This is a genomic window from uncultured Corynebacterium sp. (assembly GCF_902782855.1).
Classification (GTDB): domain Bacteria; phylum Actinomycetota; class Actinomycetes; order Mycobacteriales; family Mycobacteriaceae; genus Corynebacterium.
The window spans coordinates 1-19,301 of sequence record NZ_CACZOO010000050.1 but is presented as its reverse complement, the minus strand read 5'-3'; the positions used below and the strand labels follow the sequence as shown (position 1 = coordinate 19,301).

Below are 19,301 nucleotides of genomic sequence, written 5' to 3'. Positions count from 1 at the left end.
AACGGCACGCTGCATTGCGACGATGACGTCTCCACGCGGTAGGCTTGCTACCCGCCATGAAAGACACCGTTGACCCGCCGGTACCGCCGCGACAGACCCTGACGCACCGTCACGACATCGACGGTCTCCGTGGGCTCGCCATCGTGCTCGTGGTGGTGTTCCACGTCTTCGTCGGCCGGGTGTCCTCCGGTGTGGACGTGTTCCTGCTCATCGGCGGCATCTTCTTCTTCGGCCCCCAGATCCGCAATGCGCTGAATCCGCGCGGTCTGACTGTCGTGCAGGCGTTCCTCCGGATCTTCCGGCGCCTCTATCCGGCGTTGGTGGTGGTTGTCGGTGTCACCCTGGCGATCGCGGTGGCGGTGTACGCACAGGTCCGTTGGGCGCACGCCTCGTGGGACGCGGTGGCGTCCCTGTTGTACTTCCAGAACCTCAACCTCGCGTCCGCGGGACAGGACTATTCGGCGATCGGCACGGATGTCAGCCTCTACCAGCACATCTGGTCGATGTCGGCGCAGCTGCAGGTGTACCTCGGGTCACTGCTGGTCATCACCCTGGTCGTCGGCGCGCTCAGCCTGGTGTTCCGTGAACCCGCCGGCGGGCGTGCCTGCCGCGTCCTCGTCACTGCTGCGACAGTGGCGAGTTTCGCCTACGCGGTGCACCTGCACGGCACCGACCAGGGGCTGAACTACTATTCGCCGCTGAGCCGGTTCTGGGAGATCGGGCTGGGCGGCCTGTTCGGGTTCTACCTGCTGCGTCGGCCGGTTCCGCGCCGGCTGCGCCGGCCGGCCGGTCTCGTCGGCCTGGCGCTGATCATCTGCACCGGCCTCTTCCTCGACGGCGCGGCGCAGTTCCCGGGCCCGCTGACGCTCATCCCGCTGGCGGGTGCGGCGTTGGTGATCCTGGCGGGCAATCCCGTCCGGGAGGACGCCGACGGTGAGGCGGCGGAAGCTGCGGGTCCCACCGCCGCGGACCGCCCGGTGGGTGTCACCGCGCTGTTGTCGACCCGCCTGTTCCAGAGCCTCGGCCGGATGTCCTACAGCCTGTACCTGTGGCACTGGCCGCTGCTGGTCCTCGCCACCTTCTACTTCTCCACCGGGACGGTCACCACCGCCGGTGGGCTCAGCGGCATCACCGCCACGCTCGGCACCGGCCGCGGTGCAGCGGTCGGGGTGGCCGTCATCGTGGTGTCCGCGGTGCTCGCCTGGCTGACGAACCGGTACATCGAGAAGCCGCTGCAGCAGCAGGCGAAGCCGGTGCGTTCCTGGATCATCGGGGACCGTGGGTATCTCTTCCCCTCGTTGGGCACCGGTGCGGGCAAGGTGCGGGCGGTGTCCGCGGGGGTGCTGGCGGTCGTCACGGTCGGAGTCCTGGCCTTCAACCCGTGGGTTGACGCGCGCAACAGTGAGCGCGCCCGGGCCCTGACCGTCACCGATGTCGACCAGGCGATGTACCCGGGGCCGGCTGCGCTGCTGGACGGTGCACCGGTGCCGGATGTCGACGAGATCCTGCCCGACCCGATCGATGACGGCCCGATGATGGCGGACACCCTCAAGGACGTCTGTGCCGCCCTCTTCGACACCACCGACCTGGTGTGGACGAAGAACCTGAACCGGTCCGATGAGCCGTGCGTCTACGGAGACGTTGAATCCGACCGGACAATGTACCTCGTCGGTGGTTCCCATTCGGAGCACTATCTGCCGGCTCTGGAACTGATCGCCAGGCAGCGGCACATCAAAATCGTGCCGATCCTCAAGCTGGGGTGTGTTCTCGGTATGGGTGACCTGCCGAAATGGGACGGCAGTGACTACCCGGAGTGCAAGGAGTGGGACGAGAAGGCCCAGGACTACATTTTCCACAACCCGCCGACCGACGGTGTGTTCATGACCGTCACCCGCCCGACGACGATCCAGGGTGACGGGCCGGACCAGGTCCCCGCCGAGTACTTCGACATCGTGAGGAAACTGTCGGACGCCGGGATCCACACCTGGGGGGTCCGCGACACCCCCTGGATCCTCGACCGTCCGGGCGCCCAGGGCAACGCCCGGGTGTGTGTCGCCGACGGAGACTACGAGCGGGACAACCCGGAGAAGGACTGCGGTGTCGACCGGGCGGAGGCGATGAGCCCGGTGAACCCGGCGATCGAGGCGTACGCGGGGCTCGACGTCACCGACATCGACATCACGAATGCGGTGTGCACCGAGACGCGCTGCCCCGGTGTGGTCGGCAATGTGCTGGTCTACCGCGACGCGCAGCACTTCACGAACCTCTTCGCCGCGCAGCTCGCCCCGGAGATCTACCGGCAGATGTACGACGGCGGATCGATCAGTGACACCGCCGCCCCACCCGACGGCTCCGGTGGGGCCGCATCATGGGGCCGGACCGGCGAGGAGCCGACCGAGGGGCCGGCGCCGAAGGACGTCCGTCGGATGGCGAAGCCACTGGAGGAGGGCTACATCGAGCCTGATCCCACGCTGCTGGAGAAGAACGATGACACGGCCACCTCGGCGTCCACCTCGGCGCCCCCCACCCCCGAGGCGCCGGAGCCTGTGCCTGAGCCCGTGGCACCGCCGTTCGTCGACCTGGACGGCGACGGCTACGACGACAACATCTTCGGCCCGGGCTACGGGTTCAACTACAACCCCTACGGTTACGGTTACGGCGGGGGCTACGGGTACTGAGGCCGCGCGACTGCCCGAGCGGCAGGCGGGTGCGCCGGCCGACTGGAGCAGGGGTCGGCCCCTGGGGCGGCGACTACTCGGCGGGGGTTCCAGCGCCGGCGGAGGAACCGGGCAGGCCCTCCCAGGAGCCTGCGGCGAGGCTACCGGTCGCCAGGGAACCGACCGTGGCGATCAGCGAACCGGTGATGTCGGTGGTCGGCACGGAGCCGGCCACCTTGTCGAGCAGCTTGTCGATCATGTCGTTGCCGGTGGAGACCGCGGAGCTGACCGCCCCGTCCTCCTCGGTGAAGAGGCCGAGGGCCAGGCTCGACTCCGTCGAGAGGTCCGTTGAGGTGGTGGCGGCCTCGGCGTCGGTGGGTTCGGTGGGGTGTCCGGGGGAGGAGTGTCCCGATGAAGCCGTAAGGGGCGGCAGATCAGCGGCGGACGCGGAGGAGACGCCGGCCAGGCCCGCCGCGGCCAGGCCGGAGGCAGCGGCGACCGCGGCGAGGCGGTGGCGTACCGGGGACTGGGAACGGGCCGGGTGCGCACGGTGTCGGCCGGGGAGGGGGGAGTCGGTGGACGTGCGCGGAGAGGAAGTCATGGACAACAGTATCGCCCGAGGCCCGTCCGTGATCAAACGCACCACCAGTCACAGGCGCTCACAGATGATAGTGAGGGGGAGTCACTCTCCGTCGTCACTGACGGACATGAGGTCCTGTACCGTCGCGAACTCGTCGAGCCCCAGCTGCTCCAGCATCCCCGGCCCGTCGGCGGGCCACACTTCGTCGCCGCGTACGGGCAGGAAACTCAGCGAATCACCGTCGGGCAGACAGAACACGACCGTGTCCTGGGCAGTGAGATTGAGCAGGGCGTCCCCCAGCAGATCGTCGGGGAACAGGGTGACGAGGATGACGGCCGCCGGGCCCTCCGCACCATCCGCGGTGTCGTCGCCGACGAGTCCGGGCAGTGAGGCGCGGATCTCCGGGGTCGCGCGGATACCCTCGAGGTACGCCTGGGCGAGGTTCTGGCGGTGGAGCCGGTGGTTCGTGTCCTCGTCCTGGAGGGCGCGGACGAACATCGGCACGCCGGGTGCCAGCATCGCCTCCGGCTCGGTATCCTGCGCCACAACCCATTCCGCGTAACTGCGCATCTCGGGCGCCGCCTCACCGGAGAGGAACTGCAGGTCCTGGGTGGCGGCGAACTTCGCCTCCGAGAGTTTGGCGGCGGTACCGGTCAGTGGTGCGTTGATCCCGTAGTAGGACCACTGGGGACTGCTGGTCGGGTCGTGGCGGAACACGACCTGGGCGACGGCGCCTCCGGCGTTCTCCAGCTCATTCATGGGGTACCTCCGGTTCGGTGGCTTCAGGGGATGCGTTGACGATCCGGGCCCGGCCGGACGCCGGCACCCCGGTCAGGCGGGTCTCCCCGCCGATGCCACGGCTCCGTGCCCTGAATGACCCGCACCGCGCGACGACGTTGCGGGAATGGTCCGTGGTCCGGTCGGTGACCTCCGTCCAGCTGGTGATCATGGACTCCAGTATGCCTCAGAGTCCGGGCCCCGGTCTGCCGGGGAAGTTCACGCGGGTGTCGGCAGGCAGGCGAAGTCCCCCCGGGCCCACACCCGTGGAGCTCGCCGCCGCCGGGGAAGTGGGAGGTACGATCGCGCACATGACTGCTGCTGACAACAACACCTCCTCCGAGCACCGCCGTCTCGCCGTCGTCACCGGGGCGTCCGCCGGGATCGGTGAGGCCACCGCCGTCGCGCTCGCCGTCGACGGCTGGGACGTGGTCCTCGCCGCGCGGCGTCCGGAGAAGCTCGAGGCCGTGGCGGGACGCATCAGCGAGGCGGCACCGGACGCCACCACGCACATCGTGAAGGTGGACGTCACCGACAAGGAGTCGGTGGCTGACCTGGCCGCCCGCGTCGCCGAGTTCGGTGGGGTGGATCTGCTGGTCAACAACGCCGGTGGGGCCCGTGGCCTGGACAGCGTGCTCGACGGCGATGTCGGGGACTGGCGCTGGATGTACGAGGCGAACGTCATCGGGACCCTGCAGGTCACCCAGGCACTGTTCGGCGAGCTGACGCGGACGCCCGCACCGCAGGTCATCAACATCGTCTCCATCGCCGGACGCTGGGGCTACAAGGGCGGCGCCGGCTACAACGCCGCGAAGTTCGGCGAGACCGCGCTGAGCGACGTCATGCGCATCGAGTTCGCGGAGAAGGGCGTGCGAGTCTGCCAGATCGACCCGGGCCGGGTGGCGACCGAGTTCAGCCTCAACCGCTTCAAGGGGGACGCCGCGAAGGCGGACGCCGTGTACGAGAACGTCCTCAACCTGCAGGCCGAGGACATCGCCGAGACGGTGCGCTGGGTCGCGGACCGGCCGGCGCACATGGATGTGGACACGGTGATGATCCGCCCGACGGATCAGAACCTCAAGGCGTGACCGCTGCCTGATCGAGGGGTAGGGGCGGGTAGGGGCGGCCCCACCGGCCCCGGGAACGGCGCGGGCCGGGGAACCTACCCCTTCAGCTCCGTGGCCAGCGCGTGGAACGCCGGGGCCGGGTTGCCGAAGCGGTGCAGCGTCATGGCGAAGGCCTGCTCCTTGAGCCACAGCCGCAGCTCGACCCGACCCGAGGCGGTCACCTCGTCATCGAGCAGGGCGACCTCGGGGCGTCCCGCCAGGGTCTCGCGGGTGGCGTCCGCCACCGAGCCGACGTAGCGGACGCGGGCGGAGGCGTCGTCGTCGAGTGCGCCGAGGTGCAGCTGGGCGGTGAAGGTGTCGTCGTCGAGGGCCGAGACGGGGAATCCGAGACCACCGGACGCCGAGAGCACCGCCGTCACGTCCGCAGACACCGACGGATCCGCGATGACCTGCACCGACGCACCCGCCCGGTACGCGGCGACGAGGGCACGGGCCACCTCCACGGCACGGGCGTCCGCGCTGACGCGCAGCACGACCTCCGCCGGACGGTAGCGGAAGATGTTCGCCTCGGCCTGCAGACCCGAGAGGTCACGCGGGGTACCGAACTCCTCCGACCAGGCCGCCGCGTCATCCACCGCCGCGGTGGTGAGCCACGCCAGGTCATCGGCGGACAGGGCGTGCCCGCCGTGGGACAGGGTGCCCGCCAGCGAACCGAGGAAGGCGTCGATCGCACCGGAGCCGGTGGCCACACCGATCTCGACGGGCTTCGCCACGGCGTCCGACCAGGACCCCATGAGCATGACGTAGTTCGGGCCGCCGGCCTTGGAACCCAGCCCCACGGAGGACTTCTTCCAGCCGCCGAAGGACTGCCGCTGCACGATCGCGCCGGTGATCCCGCGGTTGACGTAGGCGTTACCCACCCGCACCTTCTCCGACCATTCGCGCACCTCGGAGACATCGAGGGAGTGGATGCCGCCGGTCAGGCCGAAGTCGGTGGCGTTCTGCAGCTCGATGGCCTCCTCCAGCGTCTCGGCGCGCATGAGGCCGAGCACCGGGCCGAAGACCTCGGTGAGGTGGAAGAAGGACTCGGGCTTCACGCCCGCCCGGATGCCCGGGGACCACAGCCGGCCGGTGTCATCCAGGGACTTCGGCTCGACCAGCCACTTCTCGCCCGGCTCCAGGGTCGTCAGTGCGCGCTGGAGCTTGTCGGAGGGCAGTTCGGTCAGCGGCCCCATCGTCGCCCGCAGGTTCGTCGGCCAGTCCACGATCATGGAGGACGCGGCGTCCACCAGCTGGCGCAGGAACCGCTCCGACTCGTAGACCGAGCCGACGAGGATGCCGAGGGACGCCGCGGAGCACTTCTGCCCCGCATGCCCGAACGCGGACTGGATGAGGTCGGCGACGGCGAGGTCACGGTCGGCCGAGGGGGTGACGATGACGGCGTTCTTGCCGGAGGTCTCGCCGTTGATCCGCAGGCCCGGACGCCACGAGCTGAACATCGCGGCGGTCTCCGAGGAGCCGGTGAGGATCACCCGGTCGATGCCCTCGTGGGAGACGAGCGTCTTTCCGACCGCACGCTCGGCAGGGTACACGCCGCGCAGCAGCTCACGCGGCACGCCGGCGTCCCACAGCGCGGTGAGGATCTCCATGGAGCAGTGCGGGGTCGGCTTCGACGGCTTGTGGATCACACCGGCACCGGCGGCCAGCGCGGCGAAGGTGCCGCCGGCGGGGATGGCCAGCGGGAAGTTCCACGGCGGGGTGACCAGCACGACACGGTCCGGGGTGAAGGTCGCGTTGCGGACCTCGGCCAGTGCCCCGGCGCCGTGGGCGTAGTAGCGGGCGAAGTCGACGGCCTCGGAGATCTCCACGTCGGCCTGCTGGACGGACTTGCCGACCTCGGCGGCGGCGACGGAGATGAGGTGCCCGCGGCGGGACGCCAGGATGTCGGCGGCGCGGTACAGCACCGCGGCACGCTCGTGGGCCGGGCGGGCGGCCCAGGCCTCCGCGGCGGTGGAGACGGAGGCGACCAGCGGGTCGATGTCGGCGTCGGTGACGGACTCCGGGGAGGTCAGGCCGTCGAGGAAGCCCTCGGCGGCGGAGTCCGCGATGGCGGACGCTGCCCACGCCTGGTTGGCGGGCAGTGAGGGGTTGGTGTCCGGCTCGTTGGCGAAGGCGGGCAGTGGGGCGTCGGCGTAGACGGCGGCAGTGGCGTCCTCCAGCACCTCGGTGCCACGGTCCTGCAGGTGGTTCGGACCGGGCGCGGTGTAACCGCTGTGGGAGAGCAGCACCTCCAGGTCGGCCAGTGAGGCGCGGAACCGCTTCTCCTCGCGCCGGAAGATCTCGTTGCCCGGGGCGATGTCGAAGACGCCGGACATGAAGTTCGCGGTCGCGGAGTTCTCCTCCAGTCGCCTGACCAGGTAGGACACCGCCACATCGAACTCTGCGGGACGCACCGCCGGGACGTAGAGCAGCAGCTGACCGACATCGGCGCTCACGGCCTCGGCCTGGTCGTTGGCCATGCCCTGCAGCATCTCGAACTCGACACGGTCGGCCACGCCGCGCTCGACTGACAGGATGTGGGCGAAGGCGATGTCGAAGAGGTTGTGGCCGGCCACCCCCAGGCGCAGGCCGGCGAGGTTCTCCCGGTGCAGGGCCCAGTGCAGGACGCGCTTGTAGTTCGCGTCGGTGGCCTGCTTCGAGGCGCAGGTGACGATGGGCCAGCCCTGCATCTCGGCGTGGACGGTCTCCATCGCCAGGTTCGCACCCTTCACGAGCCGCACCTTGATGCCCGCGCCGCCGGCGGCGACGCGCTGCGCACCGAAGGCGGCGAGTTCCTGCATCGCGCCGAGGGCGTCCGGCAGGTAGGCCTGCAGTACGATGCCGGCCTCCAGGTCCTTCGTCTCCGGCAGGCTCAGGAGCTTCTTGAAGACGTCGATGGTGAGCCGCAGGTCGCGGTACTCCTCCATGTCGAGGTTGATGAACTTCGAGCCCTTCGGCGCCTTCGCCGCCTCGGTGTACAGCGGGGTGAGCCGCCCGACGATGTACTCGACGGTCTCGTCGTAGCCCCACAGGTTGATCTGGGACGCCACGGAGGACGCCTTGATCGACACGTAGTCGACGTCGGGGCGGGCCAGGAGGCGTCGGGTCTCGGCGAGGTGGTGGTCGGCCTCCTCCTCGCCGAGCACCGCTTCGCCGAGGAGGTTGATGTTGAGGCGGTGGCCGCCGGCGGTGAGTTCGGCGACGGCTTTTCCGAACGGCTTGTCGTTGGCGTCGACGACCATGTGGCCGACCATGGAGCGGATGCGGGACTTGGCCACGGGGATGACGACCTGCGGGACGGTCGTGGCCAGTGCGGAGCCGGCTCTGATCTGGGCGCGGTCGAGCCATGAGAGGGTCTTCGGGGTGATGTCGCCGAGGTCGGCGAGAGCCGTGGCGGCGGCCGTACGGTCTTCGGTGCGTACGACCCGGTCGACGAAGCCGACGGTGAAGTCGAGTCCGTTCGGGTCGGAGAGGACGGCGGCGAGGCGTTTCGCGGCGCCGTTGGTCCTCGTACGGGTGCCCCTCCCTCCGGCGCCGCGGGCGGCGGTGAGCCAGGCGGTGACCTTGGCGGTGGCCTTGTCCGCCAGGTCCGCCAGGTCAGTGGGGTCCGTGAGCTCGGTGGGGACGGTCGGGTCGGGGGTCGTGTTGTCTATGGTCATGGCGTGCAGTGTGCAGCGTGGACGCGGCGGGAGAAAGCGCTGTCACCGGCGATCGGACCATTATGAGTCAGAAATATGTGAAAGACTGCTCGGTGTGGATACAGGTCACCGTGGCCGCCCCCGGATCCAGGAGCAGGCGGACGCCATCGTCGCCGGTGTGCTCGCGGGTGCCGGGCCGCGGGTCGGCGGCAGGGAGTACTCGACCCGCCGGATCTCGATGATGACCGGGGTGAGCCAGCCACTCGTGAGCCGTGCGATGAGGCGGATCCGCGGGCCGGGTGCCGGGGCGGGGGCGGCCGCCGCGCGTACCGCGGCTGCTGCGCCCGCCCGACGCACCCTGCGGCTCTCCGTCTTCGTCGTCGACTTCCCGCGCATCCGCATCGAGTTCACCGCTGGTGGGGAGGACATCGCCGGGGAGTACCAGGCCTTCGACCGCAGGATCACCGCCGTGATGGCGGCGCTGCGCATCTCCGGGGCGGACACCTGGCCGACGACCTGGCGCGCGCCGGGCGCCGAGGAACCCGAACGGGTCGGTGACGCCGCAACCGCGACCGGTCACACCCCGTTCGACCCGCCCCCCGGCCTCGGGCCGGACGTGGTCCGGGTGTACTGGGAACCCGGGCGCCAGTCGTGGGACGCCTTCCTGGCCCGTATCTCCGACCTCTTCGCCGCCTGCGGACGTTCGGTGGACGCTGTGCCCGGGGCCCTGCTGACCGCCCTGTCGGTCAGGGTGGGGCAGGGACTCCACGGGGTGCGGTGGACCCGTACCGGGGGAATCGCACGGTACGGGGACGCCTCGCCCCCCGGTGAAGATGACCCGCATTCTGACTCGGAACGCTCGGCGTCTCCGCCGTACCCGTCCCCCGTCGTCGGCGAACTCTCCATGGCGGAACAGGTGGCTGTCGCGTTGCGCAAGGAGATCACCGACGCCGGCTACGCGGCCGGGGACCGGGTGACGAGCGTGGTGCTGGCGTCCCACATGGGCCTGCGGCAGTCGGCGGTGCTCACCGCGATGCGTCGCCTCGTCGACGACGGCCTCCTGGTCTCCAGCAACGGGGTGTTCTCGCTGCCACTGGTCACCGGTGCGGACATCATCGACCTCTACGCCGCGCGGCTGCAGGTCGGTACCGTGCTGCTGCGGGCGTGCGCGGCCGGTCCACGCCACCGGCTGCTCGGTCCGCAGACTGCGTTGCGGGCGCTGGAGGCTGCGGTCGTGCGGGGGGACGCGGTGCGCGTCGACCAGGCTGACCTGTACTTCCAGCAGGAACTCGCTGACGCCAGCGGGCTGCGGCAGTCGGCCCGGACCTTTCACTCGCTGACGCTGCGGCTGCAGATGTTCATCTCGGTGCTGCAGCTCAACTACGGGCCAGCGGTGCCGCGCATCCTCGCCGACGACCGGCGGATCATGGCGGCGCTGGTCACGGGCGATGCGGAGGTCGCGGTGTGGACCTGGCGGTCGAAGCTGGACAATGCGGTGCGGCACATGAGCGCGGCGTCCGCGACGGGCGGGGCCGGCGGTGGCACCACAGGTTTCGACGTGCGGCTCTGGGAGCGGCTCACCGGTGGGTGAGGTCGGTTCCGGAACCCCGCCACCGCGCTGCCCTGTCGCCCGCCACCGCGCTGCCCTGTCGCCCGCCACCGTGCCACCACCGCTACCGCGGATGCCGGACAACGACGACCGTCCTCCCGCCGGGCGTCGTCCGGGCGCCCGGCAGCCGGTCGGACGCCAACAGGGCCTCCAGATCAGCGGTCCCCGCCGCGTCAAGGTGTTCGAAAGGCTCGTCGAGCAGCAGTACCGGTGCATCGGTGAGCAGCATCCGCGCCAGCAGCAGTCGCCGACGCTGCCCACCCGACAGACTCTCCGCCCCGTCGGTGAGGACCGTGGAAAGACCCTCGGGAAGCTCCTCCACCCAGTCGTCGAGACCGACGGCGTCCAGCACCGTCAGCATCAGTCCGTCCGTGGCGTCCGGTGCACCGACCGCCAGGTTGTCGCGCACGGTCGTGGCGAAGACATGGGCGTCCTCGGGCAGGTAGGCGACCGTACGGTGCAGCAGTTCCGGGTCGATGCCGGCCAGCGGCACCCCGTCCAGTGTGATCCGTCCTGCCAGTGGCGGCAGGAGTCCGGCGAGGGTGAGCAGCAGAGTGGTCTTCCCCGTGCCGGACGCCGCGGTCACCGTGTACCGTGCCCCGGCGGGCAGGTCCAGGTCCACGGTGCCCAGCACCCGGTCCCGACCGTAGGACAGGCGGGTCGCGCGCAGTCGGGGAACACCGCTGAACGGTACAGACCGTACGGGGGCGGCGGGTGCGGGGGCGGTCCCGCCGGCCGGCACGGCGTCCTCACCGGTAAGGGCTGCGAGGCGGCTGGCAGCACCGGAGGCACGCGTGGCGGCCTCGGCGGCTTCGGGCAGTGCGGAGGTCGCCTCGAACGCGGCGGTGGCCAGCAGCACCAGCACCCCGAACCACTGCGGTGAACGGACCGCGGCACCGGCATCGAGGTAGCCGACCGTCGCCACGAGGAGGACGCCGACCACCGTCGCGGCGGAGGCGAACACGGACAGCGCGGTCCCGGCGGCACGGGCGGGGGCGCCGGCCTCGGCGGCTGCGGTGAGCCCGCGGGCGGCGTCACCGGCACCGGCGAGCGCATCGGTCAGCGTGCCCCGGACCCGCAGTGCGGCGGAGTCGGTGAGCACCCGGTCGACGGCGGTGGCGTAGCGTCCGGCGGCGGTGGCCCGTCGCGACTCGGCGATGCGTACCGACCGCGCCACCGCCCAGGGGGCACCGGTACCGGCGATGAGCAGCCCGACGGCCAGCACGATCGCCGCGGGTGCCGACAGTGCCGCGGTGAAGCCCACGGCGAGCACCCCGGTGACCAGGGCGACCAGGGCGGGGACCACGGCACGGACGATGACGTCGGCGACGGCGTCGATGTCGTCGGTGAAGCGGGTGACGAGTTCACCGCGGCCCAGTGCGGCGGTCCGCGACGTCGGTGCCGCGGCCAGCCGACGGTAGGCGGTGACCCGTGCGGTCCCGGCGCACCGCAGTGCCAGCCGGTGGGACGCCAACCGGTCGGTGTAGCGGAACGCCGCCCGGGAGATGCCGAGGGCGCGCACCGCGGTCACCGCGACGGTGAGGTCCATCACCGGTGGCATCTCCCATGCCCGGGTGATCAGCCAGGCGGAGACGACCGTCAGGGTGAGGGACGCCAGCAGTGTCATCGTCCCGGTGGCGACCGGTCCGACGAGGTCCCGGAGGCGCAGCCCGGTCATCGGCCGGGCGGTCCGCAGTGTGCGCAGTGTGGTCATGACCGCACCTCGATCCGGTGGTCGGCGGCGGCAGTGACCACCGGGTCGTGGGTGGCGACGAGGACCGTCGCCCCGTCGGCGGCGCGCCGGGCCAGGGTGTCGAGCATGGCCCGTGCACTGTCGGTGTCCAGGTGTGCGGTCGGTTCGTCGAGGAGGACCAGGTCGCGTCCGGTGGCACGTCCCCGGTCAAGTTCGGCGGACACGGCGACACGCTGACGTTGTCCGAGGGAGAGCCCGGAGGTGTCGCCGACAGCGGTGGCGTCGACGGCGTCCAGCACGGGGCGTTGGGGCAGGTAGGAGGTCCGTTCCCATAGTGCGGGTCCGGTGAGCACCGTAGCGGGGTCGCCGTCCACGGTGCTGTCGGTGACGACCGCGGTGCCGGACACGCCGTCGGTGGCGATGCCGAGCAGGGCGAGCAGGGCGGTGGACTTGCCGGCCCCGTTCGGGCCGGTGAGCACGGTGAGCTGTCCCGGTGCGGCGGTTCCGGTGACGTCGCGGGGGCGTGGGCCGTCGCGTCCGGTGGCCGACAGGTGGTCGAAGGTGACGGTGAGGCCGGTTGCGGCGGGAACCGGAGCAACCGCCGGTCCGGATGCCCCGGATGCCCCGGTGTGCCCGGTGTGCCCGGCCGCCCCGGCGTCCTCCTGAGTGCCGCCGAGCAGTGTGAGGATCCGGTCGACGGCGACGATCCCGTCCCGGGCGTCGTGGAACCGGGCGCCGACCTGGCGGACCGGGTTGTAGACCTCCGGGATGATGATGAGCACCGTCAGCCCGGCCGCCAGCGTCATCGACCCGTCGAGCAGGCGGAACCCGATGCCGACGGCGACCAGGGCGATCGACAGTGTGGCGAGGAACTCCAGCACCATCGAGGACAGGAAGGCGATGCGCAGCACCTCCATGGTGGACCGGCGGTGCCGGTCGGACAGGCGCCGCACCTCGGTGACCGGTGCGTGCAGCCGCCCGAGGGCGCGCAGGGTCGGTAGTCCGGTGACGAGGTCGAGCAGCTGGTCGGACAGGACACCGAGGGTGGCGAGCTTCCTCTCGGTGCGTCCGGCGGTGAGCGTGCCGACGAGCCACATGAACACCGGGATCAGGGGCAGGGTGACTATCGCGATGACCGCGGAGCCGACGTCGAGGAACCACACCACGACGAGGATCGCCGGGGTGGCCAGTGCGGTGGAGAGCAGAGCCGGCAGGTAGCCGGTGAGGTAGGGGCCGAGGCCGTCGACACCCTCGGTGAGCAGGGTGCGCCAGGCGGCCCGGTCGACACTGCGCGGGTCCCGGTGGGCCAGGGCGTCGAGGGCACGGACCCGCAGGTCCTCGGTCGCCCTCGCCGCCGCCCGGTGGCTGTACCGCTTCTCCGCCCAGGCCAGCCCGGCCTGCACCGGCACCAGGATGCCGAGCCATATCAGGGCGGTGCGGTGGTCGGGGACACCGGTGTGGTCGGTGACGACGGCGGCACCGACGTGCCCGAGCAGGACGCCGGATGCGACGAGTGCGACGGTGCGCAGGGCCGTCACGGCCGCGAGGACTGCGGTCCACCGTCGCGTCGGGGCGGACAGCCGCAGCAGCCGCGGGTCGACAGGCCCGGTGCTCACCTCGGTGGCTCCGTGCGCTCCGGTTCCACCACCGGTGCTGCGGTGCCGGGGGCTGCGGTGCCGGGCCCCGTGCGCTGCGGTTCCACCACCGGTGCTGCGGTGATCCGCTTCCGGAACACCCAGTAGGTCCACGCCTGGTACGCCAGGACGAACGGTACGAGGAACAGTGCCGCCCAGGTCATGACGGTGAGGGTGTAGTCGGCGGAGGAGGCGTTCCGGATGTCCAGTCCCACCCCGCCTGCCAGGGTGGTGGGCATCAGCCACGGGTACAGCGAACCGAAGAGCAGCACCACGGCGCTGATCACGGTGACTGCGGTGGCGAGGAACGCGGTGGCGTCGCGGTGTCGCAGCATCGCCGCCACCGCCACGAGGACGCCGCCCACCGCGGTGGCGGTGACGATCCAGGTCCAGCCTTTACCGTGGGCGAGCTGTGTCCAGATGACGAAGGTCGCACCGGTCACCGCGGCGGCGACCGCGACCGGGATGACGAGGCGGTCGGTGGCGTCCCGCAGGTGACCGGCGGTGCGCAGCCGTAGGAAGCTCAGTCCGTGCAGCAGGAAGACACAGGCGAATGTCGCCGCGCCGAGCAGGGCGTAGGGGTTGAGCAGGCCGATGAGGGTGGACAGGCCGCTGTCCATGTTCTGGTCGGCATCGAGCGGAACACCGCGGACGAGGTTGGCGAAGGCCACGCCCCACAGCACCGGTGGCATCCAGGAGGTCACGGTGACGGTGAGGTCGCAGCGGCGTCGCCAGGTCAGCGTGTCCACCTTGCCGCGCCATTCCAACGCGACGGCGCGGAGGATGAGTGCGACGAGGATGAGGAACAGGGGCAGGTAGAAGCCGGAGAACAGGGCGGCGTACCAGCCGGGGAAGGCGGCGAAGAGGGCACCTCCGGCGGTGATGAGCCACACCTCGTTGCCGTCCCACACCGGGCCGATGGTGCGGACCAGGCCGGTGCGGGCGGCGTCGGATGCTGCGGCGGGGTCGTCGGCGTCATCTCTGCGCCCGGCGGAGGGCAGCAGCATGCCGACGCCGAAGTCGAAGCCCTCCAGCAGGAAGTATCCGGCGAAGAGCACGGTGAGGAGGATGAACCAGACGACGGGGAGGTCGAGGGCGGACATGTCAGAACTCCTTTCCGGATGCTGCGGCGGTGCTGAAGTGGACCGGGTCGGGGGCGTCGGTGTCGGTGTCCTTCCCGGTGAGACCGAACCGGGCGCCGACGGTGGCCGCCGGGTCCGGACCGGTCCCGGTCGGTGGCCCGGCGAGGATGACGCGTCGGATCAGCCAGAACCAGATCACCGCCAGCGCCGCGTAGAGCAGGGTGAAACCGATGAGGGTGACGATGACGGTCCACGGTGCGTGGTCGGAGACGCCCATGTCCACGGTCATCCGGATCATCTCGGTGCGGGAGTCACCGACGGAGTCCGGGTTGGGGTGGACGACCCACGGCTGGCGGCCCATCTCGGTGAAGATCCAGCCCGCGGAGTTGGCGAGGAAGGGGGTCGGGACGGCGATGAGGCAGATCCAGCTGAAGACCGTGCCGGCGCGACCGGAGGGGACGCGGCCCTTGCGGGTGAACCACCAGCTGGCGACCAGCAGCAGCCCGGACCCGGCCATCAGGCCGATCATCGCGCGGAACGCCCAGTAGGTGACGAAGAGGTTGGGGGAGTAGTTTCCCGCGCCGTACATCAGCTCGGCCTGCTGCTGCAGATCCTCCACCCCCTGCAGCGTCACGCCACTGAACCTCCCCTCGGCGAGGAAGGGCAGCACCCACGGCAGCTCGAGGAGGTGGGTGACGTTCTCGCAGTTGTTGTGCGTGCCGATGGTCAGGACGGAGAACATCGGGTCGGTGGCGGTGTGGCACAGGGACTCGGCGGACGCCATCTTCATCGGCTGCTGGACGAACATCAGCTTCGCCTGGGTGTCTCCGGTGAAGAAGAGGGCGACCGCGGAGACCAGGGTGGTCCACCAGGCCAGCCGGTGGGCGGGGCGGTGCATGTCGTGGCGGTCGCCGTCGGAGGGGGTGGACGCCGTGCCCCTGTCCGCCGTGCCCCCGTCCGCCGTGCCTCCGTCCGCCGTGCCCCTGTCCGCCCTGCCCTGGGCGGCCGGCGTCTCGCCGGTTCTCTGCAGTGCCAGGCGGGCCCGGTGGTCGCGGACCATCCACCAGCCGGTGATGCCGAGGACGAAGGTTCCCGCGGTGAGCAGGGAACCCGCGACCGCGTGCGGGAACGCGGCCAGGGCGGTCGGGTTGGTCAGCAGTGCGACGATGTCGGTGAGTTCGGCGCGGCCGGTGTCGGCGTTGTACTCCGCACCGACCGGGTGCTGCATGAACGAGTTGGCCACGATGATGAAGTAGGCGGAGAGGTTCACCGCCACGGCGACGAGCCAGATGGATGCCGTGTGCATCCAGTCCGGGATGCGTCCGGCACCGAAGATCCACAGGCCGAGGAAGGTCGACTCGAGGAAGAATGCGACGAGGCCTTCGAGGGCCAGTGGTCCACCGAAGACGTCGCCGACCATGCGGGAGTAGTCCGACCAGTTCATGCCGAACTGGAATTCCTGGACGATGCCGGTGGCCACGCCCATGGCGAAGTTGATGAGCAGGACGGTGCCGAAGAACCGGGTCGCGCGGTACCACGCCGGTTTCTTCGTGACGTGCCAGAAGGTCTGCATGGCGGCGACCATGGGGGCCAGGCCGATGGTGAGTGGGACGAAGATGAAATGATAGACGGTGGTGATACCGAACTGCCACCGTGAGATGTCGACGACATCCATTGTGTGCCTCCGGGGGGAGTGAGTCGAGGGGGCGTTTGGTGGGGCGCCCGGCGAACTCAGGCGGAAATGCCTGCACAACAATGGTCGGATCGTTCGCCGGCAAAGTTCCTGTCGGGGGTGGGGTGGGGATTATGGGACCCCGAGTTCCACTTATACCCCCGTTTATAGCCCCGTTCACCTTTCCGCGTCCGGTCGCGGTCCGGGCGGCCGGGGTTGCCGGGGCGGCCGGGGTGGCGGCGGTGGCCTGTCACGACAGTGACAGGAACATCTTCTCCAGTTGTTCCTCGGACAGTTCCGGACTCTCCCCGCGTTCGGCGGAGCGGATGCACTCGCGCATGCCGCCGGAGATGATCTTCACCCCGGCACGGTCCAGTGCGCGGGACACGGCGGCCAGTTGGGTGACCACGTCCTGGCAGTCGCGGCCGGACTCGAGCATGTCGATGACGCCGCTGAGCTGGCCCCGGGCCCGTTTGAGGCGGGCGAGTGCGGTGGTGGTGGTGTCGTCGTTGAGCTTCATGGTTGCGATCCTATACCCCCGTAGGTATCTTCAACTCTCACCGATACCCCCCGGGGTATATTGACGATGAAGGGAACCCCGTGACAGCGCCCGACCAGACCACCGGCACGAGCACCGCCGACCACCCCCGCGACCACACCCCACCCCGCGACCACACCCCACCCGGGGCGCTCGCCCGCTGGGCTGCCTGGACGGCGACGCACATGAGGACAGTCCTCGGTGTCTGGCTGCTGGTCCTCGTCGGCCTCGGCGCTGCCGCCCCCTCCGTGTTCAGCTCCCTGGCCGGTGCCGGATGGCAGGCGGACGGCTCCGAGTCCGTCGCCGTGCGTGACCTGGCGACCGAGCACTTCGGCGGCAATGCGTCCTCGGCGATCCAGGTCGTCATCCACACCGACGACGGCACCATCGGAGACGCCGCAACCACCACCGTCATCGACAGGGCCACCGACCTGCTGTCCGCCGACGACCGCATCGCCGACATCATGCCGCCCGCCCCGGGTGTGACCGTCAGCGAGGACGGGAGGACCGGAATCCTCATCGCCGGGGCGGCCGCCGACACCGATGACATGGTCCGCCTCGCCGACGACCTCGCAGACAGTGTCACCGCCCTGGCCGACCCCACCGCCGGTGTCGAGGTCTTCCCGACCGGCCAGTCGATGCTGTGGAGCGACTTCAACCACGCCAACCACGACGCGATGATGAAGGCCGAGATGATGTCCTGGCCGGTCACGCTGCTCATCCTCGTGCTCGCCTTCGGCAGTCTGGTCGCCGCCGGCCTGCCGTTGATGCTGACCCTCGCGGGGCTCGTGGCCTCCGCCGGTGCCCTGGTGCTGCTCAACACGGTCACCCCGATCTCGGTGTGGGCGATGAACTTCGCGCTGATGTTCGCCCTGGCGCTCGGCATCGACTACGCGCTCTTCCTCGTCGCGCGCTTCCGCGACGCGCTGCGGGTCCACGGCGACTCCGCCCATGCCACCCGTGACGCCGTCGCCGAAACCTACGCCACCGCGGGCAAAGCCGTGCTGCTCTCCGGAGTCACGGTGCTGATCAGCCTGTCCGCCGTACTGCTCGTGCCTGCGCCGGCGGTGCGCACCATGGCGGTCGGCATCATGCTCGCCGTGGTGTTCGTGCTCGCAGCGTCCTTCACCCTGCTGCCGGCCGTGCTCGGCGCGCTGGGCGGGAGGATCAACGCCGTCTCGCTGCCCTTCGCGAAGAAGCAGGAGCACCGCTCACCGCTGTTCGCCCGCTGGGCCGCCGGACTGCAGCGGCGCCCGCTCGTCGCTGTCCTCGGGTCCGCGGCGCTGCTCGTGCTGCTCGCACTGCCGGTGTTCGGCCTGAAGGTCGCGATGCCGTCGATCGCCGTCGTCCCCGAAAACGCCCCGGTCCGCCAGGGATACCACCTCGTGCAGGACGCCATGGGCGACGGTGCCCCGGGGATGCTGCAGGTCGTCGTCGAAGCGGGGGACGCCGAGACCGCCGCCGCCCTCGCCGCGTCCACCGACGGCATCGCCGCGGTCACCCCGGCCATTCCTGCCACGGACGACTCCGGTCTCGTCATGTTCCAGGCCGTGCCGGAGGTCGATCCCTCGGACAGTGCGATGACCGGGATTCTCGCCGACCTGCGCGCCGACCTGCCGGGGTCCGCCCTGGTCGGCGGTGCCCCGGCGGAGAACATCGACCTGCAGGACGCCCTCGACGACTGGCTGCCGGTGATCATCGGCGTCATCCTCGTGCTCGGCTTCCTGCTGCTGCTTGTCGCGCTGCGCGCCCCGCTGACCGCCCTGGTCGGCACGGTCGTCAGCCTGCTGTCCACCGGTGCGGCCTTCGGTGTGGCCCGGCTGATCTTCCAGGACGGCCACCTGTCCGGCCTGTTCAGCTTCGAGCCGCAGGGCTTCCTCGACGGCTGGGGCCCGGTGTTCTTCTTCGCGATGATCTTCGCCGTGGCGATGGATTACACCGTGTTCCTGCTGGCCACGGTGAAGGAGCACCACGAGAGGACCGGTGACGCCCGCCTGGCGGTGACCGAGGGCATGGCCCACTCCGGGCGCATCATCTTCGCCGCCGCCGCAGTGATGGTGGCAGTGTTCTTCACCTTCGCCCTCGCTGAGCCGCTGCCGCCGAAGGAGATGGGCATCATCCTCGGCACCGCTGTGCTGCTGGACGCGCTGCTGGTCCGCCTGGTCCTGCTGCCCGCGGTGATGCTGCTGGCGGGGCGGGCGGCGTGGTGGTGCCCGGCGTGGCTGCGCCGGATCCTGCCGGACGTGTCTTTCTCGCACTGACCGGCACTGACCGGCACTGACCGGCACTGACCGGCACTGACCGGCACTGACCGG

Annotated in this window: 13 protein-coding genes; 4 read left to right on the top strand and 9 right to left on the bottom strand. The window is 70.5% G+C overall.

Annotated elements, in window-relative coordinates; all coding sequences use genetic code 11:
• Positions 1-56: 56 nt before the first annotated feature.
• Positions 57-2,678 (top strand): acyltransferase family protein, encoded by a 2,622-nt coding sequence (locus QZV72_RS02145; protein ID WP_297004652.1) that lies wholly within the window; start codon positions 57-59, stop codon positions 2,676-2,678.
• 73 nt (positions 2,679-2,751) lie between these two features.
• On the opposite strand, the gene QZV72_RS02140 is transcribed toward QZV72_RS02145, so the two are convergent.
• The 3 genes from QZV72_RS02140 to QZV72_RS02130 all read right to left on the bottom strand — a co-directional run bounded on the left by QZV72_RS02140 (position 2,752) and on the right by QZV72_RS02130 (position 4,186).
• Positions 2,752-3,258, bottom strand: a complete 507-nt coding sequence (locus tag QZV72_RS02140; protein WP_297004649.1) for a hypothetical protein — start codon at positions 3,256-3,258, stop codon at positions 2,752-2,754.
• A gap of 81 nt (positions 3,259-3,339) precedes the next feature.
• Positions 3,340-3,996: a hypothetical protein gene (locus QZV72_RS02135; RefSeq protein WP_297004646.1), complete on the bottom strand. Its 657-nt coding sequence runs from the start codon at positions 3,994-3,996 to the stop codon at positions 3,340-3,342.
• Positions 3,989-4,186, bottom strand: coding sequence for a hypothetical protein (locus tag QZV72_RS02130; protein WP_297004643.1), 198 nt, complete (start codon positions 4,184-4,186; stop codon positions 3,989-3,991). The genes QZV72_RS02135 and QZV72_RS02130 overlap by 8 nt, the downstream gene beginning before the upstream one ends.
• 139 nt (positions 4,187-4,325) lie before the next feature.
• Between QZV72_RS02130 and QZV72_RS02125 the strand changes: the two genes are divergently transcribed.
• The gene (locus QZV72_RS02125) at positions 4,326-5,102 is read left to right on the top strand and encodes an SDR family oxidoreductase (RefSeq protein ID WP_297004640.1); all 777 of its coding nucleotides are present in this window, start codon (positions 4,326-4,328) and stop codon (positions 5,100-5,102) included.
• Between the two features lie 74 nt (positions 5,103-5,176).
• On the opposite strand, the gene QZV72_RS02120 is transcribed toward QZV72_RS02125, so the two are convergent.
• Positions 5,177-8,779, bottom strand: coding sequence for a bifunctional proline dehydrogenase/L-glutamate gamma-semialdehyde dehydrogenase (locus tag QZV72_RS02120; RefSeq protein ID WP_297004637.1), 3,603 nt, complete (start codon positions 8,777-8,779; stop codon positions 5,177-5,179).
• A gap of 94 nt (positions 8,780-8,873) precedes the next feature.
• Between QZV72_RS02120 and QZV72_RS02115 the strand changes: the two genes are divergently transcribed.
• On the top strand, positions 8,874-10,349 hold the full coding sequence (locus QZV72_RS02115; RefSeq protein WP_297004634.1) for a GntR family transcriptional regulator: 1,476 nt from the start codon (positions 8,874-8,876) through the stop codon (positions 10,347-10,349).
• A gap of 82 nt (positions 10,350-10,431) precedes the next feature.
• Here the strand turns inward: QZV72_RS02115 and cydC are convergent, their stop codons facing one another.
• From cydC to QZV72_RS02090, 5 genes are all read right to left on the bottom strand, one after another.
• Positions 10,432-12,045, bottom strand: coding sequence for a thiol reductant ABC exporter subunit CydC (cydC, locus tag QZV72_RS02110; protein WP_297004682.1), 1,614 nt, complete (start codon positions 12,043-12,045; stop codon positions 10,432-10,434).
• A 32-nt stretch (positions 12,046-12,077) separates the two neighbouring features.
• On the bottom strand, positions 12,078-13,676 hold the full coding sequence (locus tag QZV72_RS02105) for an ABC transporter ATP-binding protein/permease (RefSeq protein ID WP_297004632.1): 1,599 nt from the start codon (positions 13,674-13,676) through the stop codon (positions 12,078-12,080).
• Entirely contained in the window at positions 13,673-14,797 is a 1,125-nt protein-coding gene (gene cydB, locus QZV72_RS02100; protein ID WP_297004630.1) for a cytochrome d ubiquinol oxidase subunit II, read from the bottom strand. Before cydB ends, QZV72_RS02105 begins: the two co-directional genes overlap by 4 nt.
• A 1-nt stretch (position 14,798) precedes the next feature.
• A complete protein-coding gene (locus QZV72_RS02095; RefSeq protein ID WP_297004628.1) occupies positions 14,799-16,451 on the bottom strand; it encodes a cytochrome ubiquinol oxidase subunit I in 1,653 nt (550 codons plus the stop codon).
• A gap of 247 nt (positions 16,452-16,698) precedes the next feature.
• Entirely contained in the window at positions 16,699-16,968 is a 270-nt protein-coding gene (locus tag QZV72_RS02090) for a metal-sensitive transcriptional regulator (protein ID WP_297004625.1), read from the bottom strand.
• Positions 16,969-17,171: 203 nt separating this feature from the next.
• Here QZV72_RS02090 and QZV72_RS02085 point away from each other — a divergent pair, with 203 nt between their 5' ends.
• Positions 17,172-19,247 (top strand): MMPL family transporter, encoded by a 2,076-nt coding sequence (locus QZV72_RS02085; RefSeq protein ID WP_297004681.1) that lies wholly within the window; start codon positions 17,172-17,174, stop codon positions 19,245-19,247.
• Positions 19,248-19,301: the final 54 nt, after the last annotated feature.